The following is a 13,608-nucleotide window of genomic DNA, read 5'->3' on the forward strand; positions in this document are numbered from 1 at the left end:
AGGCTCCAGGTCAGGAAAAACGGCTGACGGAAAATGGTGAAAGATCGATGGGTGGTTTTTTTCCTGCTACCAGATCGGCGACCAGGCGGCCTGTTGTCGGCCCGAGCGTCAGACCACCATGGCTGTGACCATAGGCATGGATAATGTCATTGCGGCGCGGCGAGCGCCCGATGACCGGCAGAGTATCCGGCGTCGTTGGTCGATGTCCCATCCAGCGGGTGCCGTCAGTCGACTTGAGATCGGGCAGGTAACGGCGCGCTAGTTTGGCCAACGCATCGCTGCGTGCATAGTTCGGTGCAGCCTCCAGACCCGCAAATTCGGCAGCGCCACCGATCCGCAACCCCATATCCATGGGTGTCGCGACAAACTTGCGCTCGGCAAAAATCACTTCACGCGTGAGCGACACGCCCGAATTGGGAATCGTGATATTATAACCACGCTCACTTTCAAGAAGAACGCGGTCGCCAATGGTCCTTGCAAGTCTTGGCGACCATGCGCCGATCGCAATGACCAGTTGATCAAAGCCAATGGCGCTCCCACCCGACAGGCGCAACTGCTGGCCATCGATTGCGTGCGCTTCACCTGTTACGAGCGTCGCCCCTTTGGCGACCACCAGATCGCGCAGGCGATCCACCACACGCTTGGGGTCATCAAAATGCGACCATTGCGGCGTCAAAGCCGCACGCACCACCGCCTTGCCGAGTGCCGGTTCGAGCCTGCGAGCGTCGTCACCGTCCATCTCATCGAAGACAACACCATACCTGCGCCGCAGTTCACGATCTGCCGCATCAGCCTTAAAAGCAGCCTCGGTCTCATAGACCCAGAGTGCCCCGACCTGATGCAATTCACCTGTCAGTTTGAGTTCTTCGAGAAGCGGCAGATAATCCTCATAGACTGGCGCGGTCAACGCGGCGAGTGCCTTGGTAATACGCAGCATTTCCGACTGTGACCCGCTGCGCATGAAACGCACCAACCAAGGCACAAGTTTGGGAAAATGGGCGGGGCGCAGGGAAAGCGGCCCAAGCGGATCAAGCAGCCAGCCGGGTATTTTCCAGATCAGGCCCGGCACGCTGGCCGGTACGATCTCGGTCACGCCAAGGCCACCGGCATTGCCGAACGATGCCTTGTCACCCGTCGGGTCGCGGTCGACAATGGTGACCTCATGTCCCTCGGCGAGAAGCGAACGCGCCGCGCTCAATCCGACGATACCGGCTCCTGCAATGAGAATATGGCTCATTCGGCATTCCATCCATTCATTGTTCCGGGATCAACCGTCCGGCTAAATAATGTGTGACTTCGCGCAACAGGCTCGCTGCCGTGATCGCCGATGTCTTTGGATTGTCGGGCGACGGCAGATTGGCGAAGCGCATGAAGGCCTCACCGAATGCGCTGCTGGCTTCGATCTCATGCGTGTTCAACCGGACCGCAGGATCGGCCACCACACGAACGGCAGTGCGCCCAATCCCGGCAGCGAGCGCAACGGTCAGCCCGGCATTGAGATTGCGAGGATAGAGTTGCGCGGCGCGTATCGCGTCGCCCTCATAGAGAACGACCGCCTCCTTCAGCGCTGCCGGATCATGCCCCAGTTGCCTTAATTCACCTGCCCAAGCAGACACAGGCTTGCGCGACGTATAGGTGACGGAAAGATCAGTCGCCTGCGCGACCACGCCCAAATAATCGAGACCACCCACAGCGCCGGTTGGAAAGATTAGACGCCCACCCCCCTTGTGGCCCGCTTCGGCCGCTGTCTGCTGGAAAGCGACGTCACCGATAGCTCCGACCGAGGCCGCAATCACATCCACACCAGCGCTTAAAAAAACCGGACAGGACGCTTTCAAGGCATCCTGTCCGGCAGCCTCAATGACAAGGGCAGGTTTCAATGCCAGCAACGCTTCGATAGAATCGACAAACTGGACCCTTTGGGGTGGCTGGTCCGGCGTTGCAGCACCTTTGCGCAGAACCACACTGACCTTACAACTATAGGTCAGAAGCTTGCTGCACAAATCCCTGCCGATGGCACCGAAGCCCAAAAGAGCGATGTGGGGCAATTGTTCAGGCGCCGTGATCATATCAATTGCAACTCTATTACCAGGCTGACATGCCGCCATCGACGGTGAACATAGCTCCCGTCGCAAACGACGCTTCATCCGAGGCAAGCCACAGAATGCAGTTTGCGATTTCCTGCGGTTCGGCCCAGCGGTTGATTGGCGAACGCGCTTTCAAGGCGTTCTTGAAAGCATCCGGATCAGGCGTTGTCGCAACCATCTTTTCGAAATAGCTCGACCAGGTCACGCCCGGCGCGACGCAATTGACACGTATTTTTTCCTTGGCATGGTCAAGTGCCATTGCCTTGGTCAACGCGGCAACTCCGCCTTTCGACGCGACATAGGCCGCGCGATCGAAGATGCCGACCGTCGCAACATTGGAAGCGGTGTTGACGATCGTGCCGCCGCCCTGCGCAGCCATGACCGGGATCGCATGCTTACAGCACAGATAGACGCCCTTGAGATTGACGGCCATCAGCGCGTCCCAGTCCTCTTCCGCCGTATCGACGACTGTGCCGGGAATGCCGTAACCGGCATTATTGGCCAGAATGTCGAGACGGCCAAACGTCTTGACCGTCGTATCGATCATGGCCTTGACTTCCTCGGAACTGGAAACGTCAACAGTGAACGATAGCGCAGAAGCGCCAAGTTCGGCCGCGACTGCCGCAGCCTTCGCACCGTCGCGATCCGCGACGATGACTTTCGCACCTTCGCGCACAAAAATTTGAGCGGCGGCCTTGCCGATACCGGCACCCGCGCCGGTGATAATGGCGACTTTGTCTTTGAGACGCATGTTTTCCTCGAATATAAGCGGCATGCCGACCCACCAATCGCGGGCCGCCTCAAGCCTTGTTGAAATGCTGGCCTCAGCCAGACATAAACTGGATATTGAACGGAAGCGGATCAGACCTTGTGCGGGTCGGACGGCGGCACCGCGAAAACCGTGTCACGCTCGATCTGCAAAACATTCTCCGGCCGGGGGAACGGTTCCGGCGCAGGCTCCCCATCGGCGCGGACGCGCCCAATCAGGCGAAAGAAATCCTCGAGACCGTTCGGCACGATAAGCCAGGTCCAGAAAATATCGGTCTCGCCTTCATTGATGAACATATGGCGGCGGTTCTTGCCGATGAAAAATGCAGAGCCGGGTATCATTTCATGGCTCTCGCCATCGATCACCGCACGGCCCTTGCCGGAAACCACGAAAATGACTTCCTCATTCTGGTCATGCGCATGTTCGCGAACATAACCGCCCGGCGGAACGGTTTGTGTGCCGAAGCCGATCGGATGTTCCATGGGAACACGGTGCGGGGCAAAGATGACATCGATGGAACCGTTTGCCGGTACGGGCTGCCAGTAACTTTCGGCAGCACCGGGCTGCACAATAAGGACCTCTCCACAGGGGCCCTCACCGGCGACGGCCCGCGTTTTTTCATTCGTCATTTTATTCCCCTGATGCGAGCTGAAGCTCGTCAATATTGGATACGATATACAATCGTAATGCAAAAAATGTCGCCGTCAACGTCAAAAGTGAAATTATTTTTCTATATTTGTTATATTAGAGTACATGTTTTCATTCTTGACTCCAGAATTTGCATATTGTATCCAATTTAGAAATGGAGAATTCGATGTCGAAAAAAATCGGGCGGCAATCCCTGACAGATCAGATCGTGGTGGAATTGCGCCGCCGCATCATTGCAGGTGAACTGAGCGAAGGCACCCCGCTGCGTCAGGAAGCGCTGGCAACCGAACTTGGCGTTTCGCGCATTCCGATCCGCGAGGCGATCCGTCAACTTGAGGCAGAAGGCTTCGTTCAGTCCGAACTCCACAAGGGAACAGTCGTTCGCGCCTTGTCGCTGGCAGAAATCCAGGAACTCTTCGATATCCGCATCCATCTCGAGACGTGGCTGTTCGAAACGGCAATCCCGCGCCTCAGCGAAGCCGATTTGTTGCGCGCCGAGCAGTTGACCGACGAGACGATGGTCGAAGGCAATGTCGAGAACTGGGGTGACCTGAACTGGCAGTTTCACGAAACGCTTTATGCGCCAAGTGGCCGCACGGTAGCCCTGAAACTGCTCAAGAGCGTACATGATAACGCCAATCGCTACATCAATCTCCAGATCGCTGTGGCACAGGACGTGGAACTGGAACTAGCCGATCACCGCGCCATCCTCGCCTATGCTCGCCTTCGGGACACAGAACGTGCGGTGGGATCGTTGCGTATGCACATCCAGCGCGTCGCCAACAATCTGATGACATCACTGATCGAGAGTCGTTCAGACCGCAGGGATCAGGAAACTGCCTAAAGAGAAATAAGGAGCAGCAGCGGATAACAGCTCATCCGCCAAGGCAAAATAAAACCGGTCAAAAAGGCCAGAAAAACCAAAAGAGGGTAACATGAAAGCGTACAAGAAGTTTCTCGTCGCAACCATTGCGGCTGTGGGCGTGACCAGCACCGCACATGCGGATATCGTCATAGGTGCGGCGGGACCGCTTACCAATGCCGAATCCATTTTCGGTGTAACCTGGATGAACGGTATGGAGATCGCTATCCGTCAGGTTAACGAGGCTGGCGGCATCCACGGTGAGAAAGTCGTGCTCCAGCGCGATGACGACAACGCCGATCCGAAACAGGGCACGCTGATCGCCCAGAAGCATTGCGATAATGCCGCGATGATGGGCGTCGTTGCCAATTTCAACAGCGGCGTTACCATTCCGTCTTCCGACGTCTATCATCGGTGCGATCTACCTCAGGTAACTAACGCCTCCAACCCGAAGGTCACCCAATCGGGTTACAAGAATCTCTTTCGTCCGATTGCAAACGATCTTTCGCAGGGGTCAGCTCCTGCCGATTACGCCGTCAAGACTCTCAAAGCAAAAGCTGCCGCTGTGGTTCATGACAAGCAAGCCTTTGGACAAGGCGTGGCCGAAGTGTTCCGCGACACTTTCACCAAGGACGGTGGCAAGGTGACGTCCTTCTCCGGTGTCACCCAAACCGACGTCGATTTCTCCGCGCTTCTGACCAGCATACGTTCCGAAAATCCGGACGTGATCTATTTTGGCGGCGTCATGCCTGCCGTTGGTCTCTTCGTGAAGCAGGCGCGTGAATTCGGCATCAAAGCGACCATTTTTGCCGCAGACTCCGCTTTCGCACCGGACTTCATCAATGGTGCCGGCCCGGAAAACGCCGAAGGCGCTATCGTGTCCTTCCAGGCACCGCCTTACGACTCCTCACCGGAACTCGAAGCTTTCGCCAAGTCCTACAAGGACGCATTTGGTGAAGATGCCGGACCATACTCGGCTTATGGCTATGTGGAGGCTTCGGTCATTCTCGAAGCCATGAAAAAGCTGCCTGCGCCACTTTCCCGCAAGGCCATTTCGGAAGAGATTGCCAAAACCAATCTCAAAACAATGGTTGGCACGGTTTCCTTCAAGCCGGATGGCGAACTGAACACGCCCTTCATCTTCCTTTACAAGGTCGAAGGCGGCAAGTTCGCCCTTGTGAAGTAAAACGCCTGACGAGAACGGGCCCTCTCCTTCGGGGCCCGTGATCAATGGCTGGAATCGGTGCGTCCGGGAATCCCCTATGTCATTGAGCATGGCCAAGCCATGCTTGTCCCCGGCGCTCCTCGACAATCGAGGCTTCGCAGATGTCTTCCTTCCTTCTCCAGCAAACCGTCAACGCGCTGACGGTTGGCTCGATCTATGCGCTGATCGCGCTCGGCTACACGATGGTTTACGGCGTTCTGCGCCTCATCAATTTCGCGCACAGCGAAATGTTCATGTCGGGTGCGTTCGTTGCTGTCTTTCTGAGCGGATCGCTCGGCATTTCCGGGTTCCCCGGTGCGGCCATTGTCGTCGGCGTTCTCGCTTTCGTTATTATCGGCATCCTCGGCATGTCGATCGAAGTTGCAGCCTATCGACCATTGCGCAACAAATCGCGCCTCGCCCCCATGCTATCGGCCCTCGGTATGGCCGTCATCATCCAGAATGTCGTTATGCTTCTGGCGGGCCGCCGTCCGATCATCTATCCGTCTATGCTGCCGAGCGGTGTGATCGAAATTGGTGGTATCATCATCACCTGGAAACAAATTACAATTCTCGCCATCGCACTTATTCTGATGGTGACGCTGGAACTTTTCGTCAATCGCAGCCGTATAGGCATCCGCATCCGCGCAGTCGCGGAAAACGCCAATACCGCGTCGTTGATCGGCATCAATCCCAACATCCCGATCTCCGTGATCTTCTTCATCGGCCCCGGCCTCGGTGCAGTAGCTGGCTTGCTCTACGCGTCCTATTATGGCGTCGCGACCTTTACGATGGGCTTCGTCATTGGCATGAAAGCCTTCACGGCGGCCATTCTTGGCGGCATAGGCTCTATTCCCGGTGCAATGCTCGGCGGCATCATGCTTGGCTTTATCGAGACATTCGCAACTGCTCTCCTGCCCGGCCTCACCGGCGGTATCATCGGTACGGAATATCGCGATATTTTCGCCTTTTCCGTTCTTGTTCTCATCCTTCTGTTCCGTCCGTCCGGTCTTCTGGGCGCCAAGGTCAGCGAAGAAACGATGGTGTATAAAAGTGACTTCTGAAGCTCCTTCCATGAGCGCAGGCACCGCGCCGACACCAACAACTGGCGCCCTTGGGCGCACCTTGCTGGTGCTCGCGATCTTCCCCCTCGCTCTTATCATTCTCGGACAATTCCTGCCGACCTATCCGCTACGCGTGCTCGATACGATCCTGCTGTATGCCGTATTGGCGATGGGATTGAACATCGTTGTCGGTTATGCCGGTCTTCTCGATCTGGGCTATGTCGCCTTCTACGCTATCGGTGCCTATACTTATGCGCTTCTGGCTTCGGACCAGCTTGGATTGCATCTGCCCTTCCCGGTCATTCTGGTCATTGGTGCGACGCTGGCCGGTATTGCCGGTGTCTTGCTCGGACTGCCGGTGCTGCGACTGCGGGGGGACTATCTCGCCATCGTCACGCTCGGTTTCGGCGAAATCATCCGCGTGCTGATGAACAATCTCAACTGGCTCACCAACGGTCCACAGGGCATCGCCCGCATAGACGAACCAAAACTGCTCGGCTGGACCATCTCCACCCCGCTGGACTTCCTCTATTTACTGATCGGCTTCCTAATCCTCACCTTCCTGTTCGTGTGGAAACTCCAACAAAGCGCGCTAGGCATCGCCTTATCAGCCGTGCGCGAGGACCAGGACGCAGCACGTGGCTGTGGGGTTAACACCACCAAGGTCAAGCTCGTCGCCTTCGCCACCAGCGCAGTGATTGGCGGCATTTGCGGCGTGGTTTTTGCCTCCATGCAGCGCTTTGTCAGCCCTGAAAGTTTCACCTTCTGGGAATCGCTCACAATCGTGCTCGTGCTGGTGGTCGGTGGTCTCGGCAATCCGTTCGGTGCCATGCTGGGTGCGGCCATTCTGGTTCTGATCCCCGAACTCATGCGCGATTATGCCGACTATCGCCAGTTGGTCTTCGGCCTCGCCCTCGTCGCCGTCATTCTGATGCGCCCGATGGGCATCATCAGTCGTCATTATGGTCCCTCGTGGCTTGTCGCCAAACTGGGGAGGCGCTGATGCTTGCGTTTGAACATGTAACCAAGAGCTTTGGTGCGCATAAGGCCGTCGATGACGCTTCCCTCGTCATGATGCCGGGGAAGATCACCTCCATCATCGGCCCCAACGGCGCGGGCAAATCCACCCTTGTCAATATGGCGGCCGGTTCCTATCAGGTCTCATCGGGCCGCATTGTCCTCGACGGCGTCGAATTACAACGCTTGCCCAAGCATGGCGTCGCCCATGCCGGACTGGGGCGCACCTATCAGAACATCCGGCTGTTCGACGGCATGACAGTGATGCAGAACCTTGAAGTGGCGCTCGTTCCGCGCACGCTCACCGCTCTTATCACCGATGCCCTGCCCGGACGCAGTGCCGAACGTCATCGCCGTAACAAATGCTATGCCATTCTTGAAAAGCTGGGCATTGCCCATCACGCCCAACGGCAAGCCGGTTCGCTCGCCTACGGTCAGCAGAAGCTGGTCGAGTTGGCTCGGGCAATGGTTAACGACCCGCATGCCATTCTCCTCGATGAACCAGCAGCAGGCCTCAACCATGGCGAGACGGAAGAACTGAAGCACCACATTCTCGATTTGAAAACAGGAGACATCGCCGTAGTTCTAATCGAGCACGACATGAAGCTCATCATGTCCATTTCGGATGAGATCTATGTGATGAATCGCGGCAGCGTGCTAGCGCATGGAACGCCCACCGAAATCCGCAACAATCAGCAAGTTCAGGAGGCTTATCTTGGCCAGCCAGGTGCAATCAGTGACATCGAAGCCGCTGCTCGCAGTCGAGCAAATCGAGTCCGGATACGGGCGGGTGAAGGTCTTGCATGGCATCAGCCTTGAGCTGCATGCTGGCGAAATTGTTTCCCTCATTGGTCCCAATGGCGCAGGCAAAAGCACGCTCCTGCGCTCCATAAGCGGAGTGTGCCCAATCTCTGCGGGACAGATCAGCTTCAAGGGCGAGCGCATCGATCGCATGAAGCCATATCAGATTGCCAATCGCGGTCTGGGCCATTGCCCCGAAGGACGCGCCGTCTTTCAACATCTGTCCATTGAAGAAAACCTGATGGCCGGTTATCTGGATGGCCGCGGCAAGTCGGAAGCCGAGTTGTTCGAATATGTCTATGGCCTGTTTCCCGTGCTTGCCGACCGCCGGAAGAGCTTGGCGGGACGTCTGTCCGGCGGCCAGCAACAGATGGTGGCCATTGCCCGTTCGCTGATGGGCAATCCCGAGCTTCTGCTACTCGATGAGCCTTCGCTGGGTCTGGCGCCGATCATCATTCACCAGATTTTCGAGATCATCATCAAGCTCGCCGAGGCGGGTGTGTCCATTGTTCTGGTCGAACAGAATGTCGATCTGTCCCTTGAAATTGCCGACTATGTTTATGCGTTCGAGCATGGCCAGATTCACGTCTCCGGCCCGGCTGACAAGTTGTCCGGCGATGCGCGCGTGCGTGAAATTTACCTCCCAGCTTAACTTATGTAACAGAAGGGCAAAGGGGTGTATTCAGTAAAGCAAATGATACACCCCACAGCGACTGAAATCGAATGCCCGCCTTCAGTAGGGCAAAACGTTTTTGAAGAAAAATCTCTTCTCAGTTTAATCCCGATCGATATGATGACATAGGTCGTGGCGTACTATGTCTAACGACGACGTTCTTCGCCGTGAACGGAGTGCCGCTGGCCGCGGTCGTTGGGCGAGTTGCTGTTTGCCAGTCTGAAAATCAATCTATTCCCAAGAGTTTGGATAAATCATATTTGCTTCGATCTGAGGCACATTCTTCTTTGGGTGCATTTGTGCTGCAAGTTGGGGGAATCCATGACCTTGAGAGTTTACCATCGAGGAATCCTCGCCAAGGAGATAAGCTGGTTTGCAGTAAAGTTCCGAAGATAATTCGACTCGAACATGCCCGTCGGGTCCAGCTCTAAAATACCACGTTGTTCAAACCGTAACCCTTGCTGTAAACACTAAGTAAGGTTCAAACACGGGCCACGTCTCTATTGAGTTCAAGATTTTACTGCCTCCAGGATGGACACGTAGTTAGCAACGCCACTCCCACCCATATTGAAGACGCCCGCGAGATCGACACGCGGCAACTGCAAGGCTCCGGCTTCGCCAACAAGCTGCATCGCCGACATGACATGCATCGAAACGCCAGTTGCCCCCACAGGATGGCCCTTGGCCTTCAGGCCACCAGAACGGTTGACCGGCAGACGCCCGTCCGCTTCTGTCCAACCTTCCAGAGCGGCGCGTGCCCCCTCTCCCGGCTCGGCAAGTCCCATCGCCTCGTAAGCTAACAACTCTGCAATGGTGAAACAGTCATGCACTTCGACGAAGGAAAGGTCATCAATGCCAACACCAGCATCTTCAAAAGCGCGAGCCCAAGCTTGCTCCGCCCCTTCCAGACGGTGAATTTCTCGGCTGGAAAGCGGCATAAAATCACTGACATGCACCGCTGAGCGGAATCGTACAGCACGCGTAAAACTACCTGCATTATTATCGCTTGTCAGGACGAGCGCCGCTGCCCCATCAGAAATGGGCGAACAATCCGTTCGACGCAGCGGGCCCACGACGAGCGGGTTCTTGTCGCTGACTGTTCGACAGAAATCATAGCCCAGATCCTTACGCATCTGCGCATAGACATTATCGACACCGTTGCGATGGTTCTTGGCCGCAATCTGCGCCAGCGCATCGGACTGGTCACCGTAGCGCTGGAAATAAGCCTCGGCGATCCGAGCAAATACGCCTGCAAAGCCAGCTTTTATTTCGCTTTCTTCCTTACGATAGCTCGCGCCAAGCAAAGCGTCGCCAACGCTGGCGGTGGTGCCGCCAGTCATTTTCTCGGCACCTATGACCAGCACTGTTCGGCCATCGCCGCTGCGGATAAAATTGCGTCCGGCGTGAATTGCCGCGCTGCCAGATGCGCAGGCATTTTCACACCGCGCCATCGGCTTGTAACGTAGCTCGGGAAGCGATTGCAGAACCAGACTGGCCGGAAAATCCTGCTTTGCCATACCATTATTGAACATGCCAATGAAGACGGCATCAATGTCGCCAGGCTCAAGTCCTGCATCCGCAATGGCAGCACCTGCAACATCCGCGATCAGCGCTTCCGCATCCTTGCCATCGTGTTTACCGAACGGCGTGTGAGACCAGCCCACAATGAGAGGATTGCTCATTCTCAACTCCTGATGGCGCACCTGTCATGAAGCGCGGCGTTGTACATCCATATCGCGCAATATCGTCTTGACGATTTTGCCATAGTTGTTCTTGGGCAAAGCGTCGATGAAGATATAATCCTTCGGACGTTTGAACCGTGCGATCCGGTCCAGACACAGATTGTCGAGTTCGACTGCCGTCGCCTTGCCGACCACATAAGCAACAACGACTTCGCCCCATTCTGGGTCGGGTCGCCCAATCACCGACACCTCAGTGACATCTGGATGCACCAGCAGCACTTCCTCGATCTCGCGTGGATAGATGTTGCTGCCGCCCGAAATAATGACGTCCTTCGAACGATCCTTCAGTGTCAGATACCCATCTGTGCCAAAGGCACCGATATCACCGGTGTGCAGCCAGCCATCTTTCAATGTCGCAGCGCTCGCAGTCTCATTTTGCCAGTATCCGCTCATGACCGTCGGACCGCGCACCAGAATTTCGCCCGAAATGCCCGCAGGCAGTGCATTGCCTTCATCGTCGCAAACCATGACATCAACCATGCCAAAAGGCGCGCCTACACTGCCCAGTACTGCTCGCCAGTTTGCTCGCGTGCGATCGGCTATCGTCTTGCGATCGAGCACGGTAATGGTCATCGGGGTTTCGCCCTGACCATAAATCTGGGCAAGGCGCGGCCCAAACGCGTCCAGTGCAGCAATAGCATCCTCGACATACATCGGCCCCCCGCCATAAATAATGGTGCGAAAGGCTGCCGGATCGGCCTTATCCGCTTCGGCAATCATACGCTTGACCATTGTGGGGGCAGCAAAGAGCGACATCCGTTGCCAGTGTGCGGCCAGTTCGAAAACTTCCTGCGCATCGAAGCCACCGGATTCCGGTATGACATTGACCGCACCGCGCAATATATGCGCCATCATGTAGAGACCTGCACCATGGCTCATAGGTGCGGCATGCAACGTCGTGTCCCCAATCACGGTCGGGTCGACCTCGCCTAAGTAGGCGTAAGACATGACCGCCAGATTGGCATGGGAAAGACAGGCTCCTTTAGGCTTGCCTGTCGTCCCACTGGTATAGAATAGCCAGGCCATATCGTCGTCGTTTTGTGACGCAAGCGCCTGCGGGTCCGATTGCAGCAGATTGCACCAGTCTTGCCCGCCAAGCGCAACCAGATAACGCATTCGCTGCGGCGCAACGACAGCTATTGCCTCAGCGATATCTCTCGATGCGAGCACGACGGTCGCACCGGAGTCATCAATCGCAAAAGCAATTTCCTGCGCGTGAAGTTTGGCATTGACTGGAACCGCGACAGCGCCCGCCCACCATATCGCGTAAAGCGCGGTGACATAGTCGGCCTCGTTCTTGGCTGCGATTACAACGCGATCTCCGGGTCGCAGACCAAAGCGCTGCACCAACCCGCCTGCGAGACGGGCCGATCGTTCAGCCAGTTCACCATAGGTAGCCACCACGCGGCGGCCGTAACCCACAGCTGGCAATGCCGGATTTGCCCGTCCATTTCGGGCAAGCCACGATGCCATGTTCATCGCTGCTGTCTCCCTTCCTTCTCTGGCCTTTGCATCTCAGGCATATTCAGGGCGACGCGGTGTGAACACATCGAGATTGAGTACGTCTTCGTCACCGATGACCTCCCCCCAGTGAACCACATTCGGCGGAATGACCAGCAGGCCGCCGGGACCGACGATATGTTCTTCCGAACCCACCGTGAAACGGATGGTTCCGGCAAGAATATAGGCGATCTGCTCATTCTCGTGCGAATGCGGCTTCGGCTCGTGGCCCGGTTTCAGCCGGTGGAGCGCGAGCGTGGCACCCTCACCCGAGAAGGCCTTGCGCTCGACACCCTCGCGCACGGGCGTCCAGGGAATGCTGTTCCAGTCAACTTTATGAATGTTCATCGAAATTCTCGTATATTTGAGTTCAACGGGCGCTGCCCAGAAGGCCAGAGGGCCGAATGAACAGAAAGAGCAGCAGGATCGACAGCGCCGCGACATTCTTGAAACCAGCGCCCAGCGACAGGATGGCAAGGGCCTGAACGAGACCGAGCATGATACCCCCGAGGAACGCCCCAAACGGGCGACCGAAACCGCCGATGATTGCAGCGATGAACCCGGATATCGCAAACGGTACGCCCATGTTGAACGCCGTATACTGCGTCGGTGTTACGAGAATCCCGGCCAGAGCGCCCAGCACTGCACTGAGAACGAAAGCGCCTGTCAGCATTGCCGATACCGGAATGCCCTGAAGCGCTGCCGCTTCGGCATTGATCGAGCAGGCACGCATCGCTTTGCCAAGCCGGGTGCGTTTGAAAAACAGGCCGAGCGCCGCAACGATGAGAAGAGAACCAGCCATGATCCACAGCGACTGATAGTTGATCGCCACCCCGCCGATCATGATCGGGGGCAGATCAAGAAATACCGGCAAGGTCTTTGGCTGGTCGTCGACCACCAAAAAAGTCAGCCGCTCAATCACGATCTGTGCAGCAAGCGTCGCGAGGATCATCACGAACATGGCAGCGTTGCGCTTCCAGAGAGGACGAACCACCAGTCGCTCCAGAAGCGCTCCAACGACGGCTACCACCGCTATCGCCAAGACAGCTGCCAGAAAATAGGGCAGATGATACTGTTCGAGGAAGATATAGGTGACCATGCCGCCCAGCATCACAAATGCGCCCTGCGCGAAATTGACAATGCCACTTGCATTATAGATGACACAGAAACCAATGCCGATCAGACCATAAACGCAGCCAATGCTGACGCCGCTGATCAGACTTTGAAAAAGCACATCCATC

The 13,608-nt window shown here is 56.5% G+C and carries 14 protein-coding genes; 6 read left to right on the forward strand and 8 right to left on the reverse strand.

What is annotated here, in order from left to right; genetic code table 11:
* Positions 1-10 precede the first annotated feature (10 nt).
* The 4 genes from FGI60_RS05420 to FGI60_RS05435 form a co-directional block, all read right to left on the reverse strand.
* A complete protein-coding gene (locus tag FGI60_RS05420) occupies positions 11-1,237 on the reverse strand; it encodes an NAD(P)/FAD-dependent oxidoreductase (RefSeq protein ID WP_138784264.1) in 1,227 nt (408 codons plus the stop codon).
* A gap of 16 nt (positions 1,238-1,253) precedes the next feature.
* Positions 1,254-2,069: an aspartate dehydrogenase gene (locus tag FGI60_RS05425; RefSeq protein ID WP_138784265.1), complete on the reverse strand. Its 816-nt coding sequence runs from the start codon at positions 2,067-2,069 to the stop codon at positions 1,254-1,256.
* A 16-nt stretch (positions 2,070-2,085) separates the two neighbouring features.
* Positions 2,086-2,838: an SDR family oxidoreductase gene (locus FGI60_RS05430; protein WP_078341114.1), complete on the reverse strand. Its 753-nt coding sequence runs from the start codon at positions 2,836-2,838 to the stop codon at positions 2,086-2,088.
* 110 nt (positions 2,839-2,948) lie between these two features.
* Positions 2,949-3,485, reverse strand: coding sequence for a cupin domain-containing protein (locus FGI60_RS05435; protein ID WP_078341087.1), 537 nt, complete (start codon positions 3,483-3,485; stop codon positions 2,949-2,951).
* Positions 3,486-3,670: 185 nt separating this feature from the next.
* Here FGI60_RS05435 and FGI60_RS05440 point away from each other — a divergent pair, with 185 nt between their 5' ends.
* The 6 genes from FGI60_RS05440 (at position 3,671) to FGI60_RS05465 (ending at position 9,104) form a co-directional block, all read left to right on the forward strand.
* Positions 3,671-4,348 (forward strand): GntR family transcriptional regulator, encoded by a 678-nt coding sequence (locus tag FGI60_RS05440; protein ID WP_078341086.1) that lies wholly within the window; start codon positions 3,671-3,673, stop codon positions 4,346-4,348.
* Between the two features lie 91 nt (positions 4,349-4,439).
* Positions 4,440-5,552 carry a branched-chain amino acid ABC transporter substrate-binding protein gene (locus tag FGI60_RS05445; RefSeq protein WP_138784266.1) on the forward strand — a complete coding sequence of 371 codons (1,113 nt, stop codon included), beginning with the start codon at positions 4,440-4,442 and terminating at the stop codon, positions 5,550-5,552.
* A gap of 140 nt (positions 5,553-5,692) precedes the next feature.
* Entirely contained in the window at positions 5,693-6,634 is a 942-nt protein-coding gene (locus FGI60_RS05450) for a branched-chain amino acid ABC transporter permease (protein ID WP_138784267.1), read from the forward strand.
* A gap of 10 nt (positions 6,635-6,644) precedes the next feature.
* Positions 6,645-7,637, forward strand: a complete 993-nt coding sequence (locus tag FGI60_RS05455) for a branched-chain amino acid ABC transporter permease (protein ID WP_138784268.1) — start codon at positions 6,645-6,647, stop codon at positions 7,635-7,637.
* Positions 7,637-8,470: an ABC transporter ATP-binding protein gene (locus FGI60_RS05460; RefSeq protein ID WP_138784269.1), complete on the forward strand. Its 834-nt coding sequence runs from the start codon at positions 7,637-7,639 to the stop codon at positions 8,468-8,470. The genes FGI60_RS05455 and FGI60_RS05460 overlap by 1 nt, the downstream gene beginning before the upstream one ends.
* Entirely contained in the window at positions 8,442-9,104 is a 663-nt protein-coding gene (locus FGI60_RS05465) for an ABC transporter ATP-binding protein (protein ID WP_138784270.1), read from the forward strand. The genes FGI60_RS05460 and FGI60_RS05465 overlap by 29 nt, the downstream gene beginning before the upstream one ends.
* Before the next feature lie 530 nt (positions 9,105-9,634).
* Here the strand turns inward: FGI60_RS05465 and FGI60_RS05470 are convergent.
* From FGI60_RS05470 to FGI60_RS05485, 4 genes are read right to left on the reverse strand one after another with little or no spacing between them, the layout of a single operon-like run.
* Positions 9,635-10,807, reverse strand: a complete 1,173-nt coding sequence (locus FGI60_RS05470) for an acetyl-CoA acetyltransferase (protein ID WP_138784271.1) — start codon at positions 10,805-10,807, stop codon at positions 9,635-9,637.
* Positions 10,808-10,831: 24 nt separating this feature from the next.
* Complete coding sequence (locus tag FGI60_RS05475; protein ID WP_138784272.1) at positions 10,832-12,346, reverse strand: AMP-binding protein; 1,515 nt, start codon at positions 12,344-12,346, stop codon at positions 10,832-10,834.
* Positions 12,347-12,382: 36 nt separating this feature from the next.
* A complete protein-coding gene (locus tag FGI60_RS05480) occupies positions 12,383-12,715 on the reverse strand; it encodes a cupin domain-containing protein (protein WP_138784273.1) in 333 nt (110 codons plus the stop codon).
* Positions 12,716-12,737: 22 nt separating this feature from the next.
* Positions 12,738-13,607, reverse strand: coding sequence for a branched-chain amino acid ABC transporter permease (locus FGI60_RS05485; protein ID WP_210238409.1), 870 nt, complete (start codon positions 13,605-13,607; stop codon positions 12,738-12,740).
* Between the last annotated feature and the right edge of the window lies 1 nt (position 13,608).

Origin of the sequence: Brucella haematophila, assembly GCF_005938105.1 — a bacterium.
Lineage (GTDB): Bacteria > Pseudomonadota > Alphaproteobacteria > Rhizobiales > Rhizobiaceae > Brucella > Brucella haematophila.

Bases quoted from the DNA above. Each gene is read 5' to 3' on its own strand.
- FGI60_RS05420 (WP_138784264.1), bottom strand. From the start codon at position 1,237: ATGAGCCATATTCTCATTGCAGGAGCCGGTATCGTCGGATTGAGCGCG.
- FGI60_RS05425 (WP_138784265.1), bottom strand. From the start codon at position 2,069: ATGATCACGGCGCCTGAACAATTGCCCCACATCGCTCTTTTGGGCTTC.
- FGI60_RS05430 (WP_078341114.1), bottom strand. From the start codon at position 2,838: ATGCGTCTCAAAGACAAAGTCGCCATTATCACCGGCGCGGGTGCCGGT.
- FGI60_RS05435 (WP_078341087.1), bottom strand. From the start codon at position 3,485: ATGACGAATGAAAAAACGCGGGCCGTCGCCGGTGAGGGCCCCTGTGGA.
- FGI60_RS05440 (WP_078341086.1), top strand. From the start codon at position 3,671: ATGTCGAAAAAAATCGGGCGGCAATCCCTGACAGATCAGATCGTGGTG.
- FGI60_RS05445 (WP_138784266.1), top strand. From the start codon at position 4,440: ATGAAAGCGTACAAGAAGTTTCTCGTCGCAACCATTGCGGCTGTGGGC.
- FGI60_RS05450 (WP_138784267.1), top strand. From the start codon at position 5,693: ATGTCTTCCTTCCTTCTCCAGCAAACCGTCAACGCGCTGACGGTTGGC.
- FGI60_RS05455 (WP_138784268.1), top strand. From the start codon at position 6,645: ATGAGCGCAGGCACCGCGCCGACACCAACAACTGGCGCCCTTGGGCGC.
- FGI60_RS05460 (WP_138784269.1), top strand. From the start codon at position 7,637: ATGCTTGCGTTTGAACATGTAACCAAGAGCTTTGGTGCGCATAAGGCC.
- FGI60_RS05470 (WP_138784271.1), bottom strand. From the start codon at position 10,807: ATGAGCAATCCTCTCATTGTGGGCTGGTCTCACACGCCGTTCGGTAAA.
- FGI60_RS05475 (WP_138784272.1), bottom strand. From the start codon at position 12,346: ATGAACATGGCATCGTGGCTTGCCCGAAATGGACGGGCAAATCCGGCA.
- FGI60_RS05480 (WP_138784273.1), bottom strand. From the start codon at position 12,715: ATGAACATTCATAAAGTTGACTGGAACAGCATTCCCTGGACGCCCGTG.
- FGI60_RS05485 (WP_210238409.1), bottom strand. From the start codon at position 13,607: ATGGATGTGCTTTTTCAAAGTCTGATCAGCGGCGTCAGCATTGGCTGC.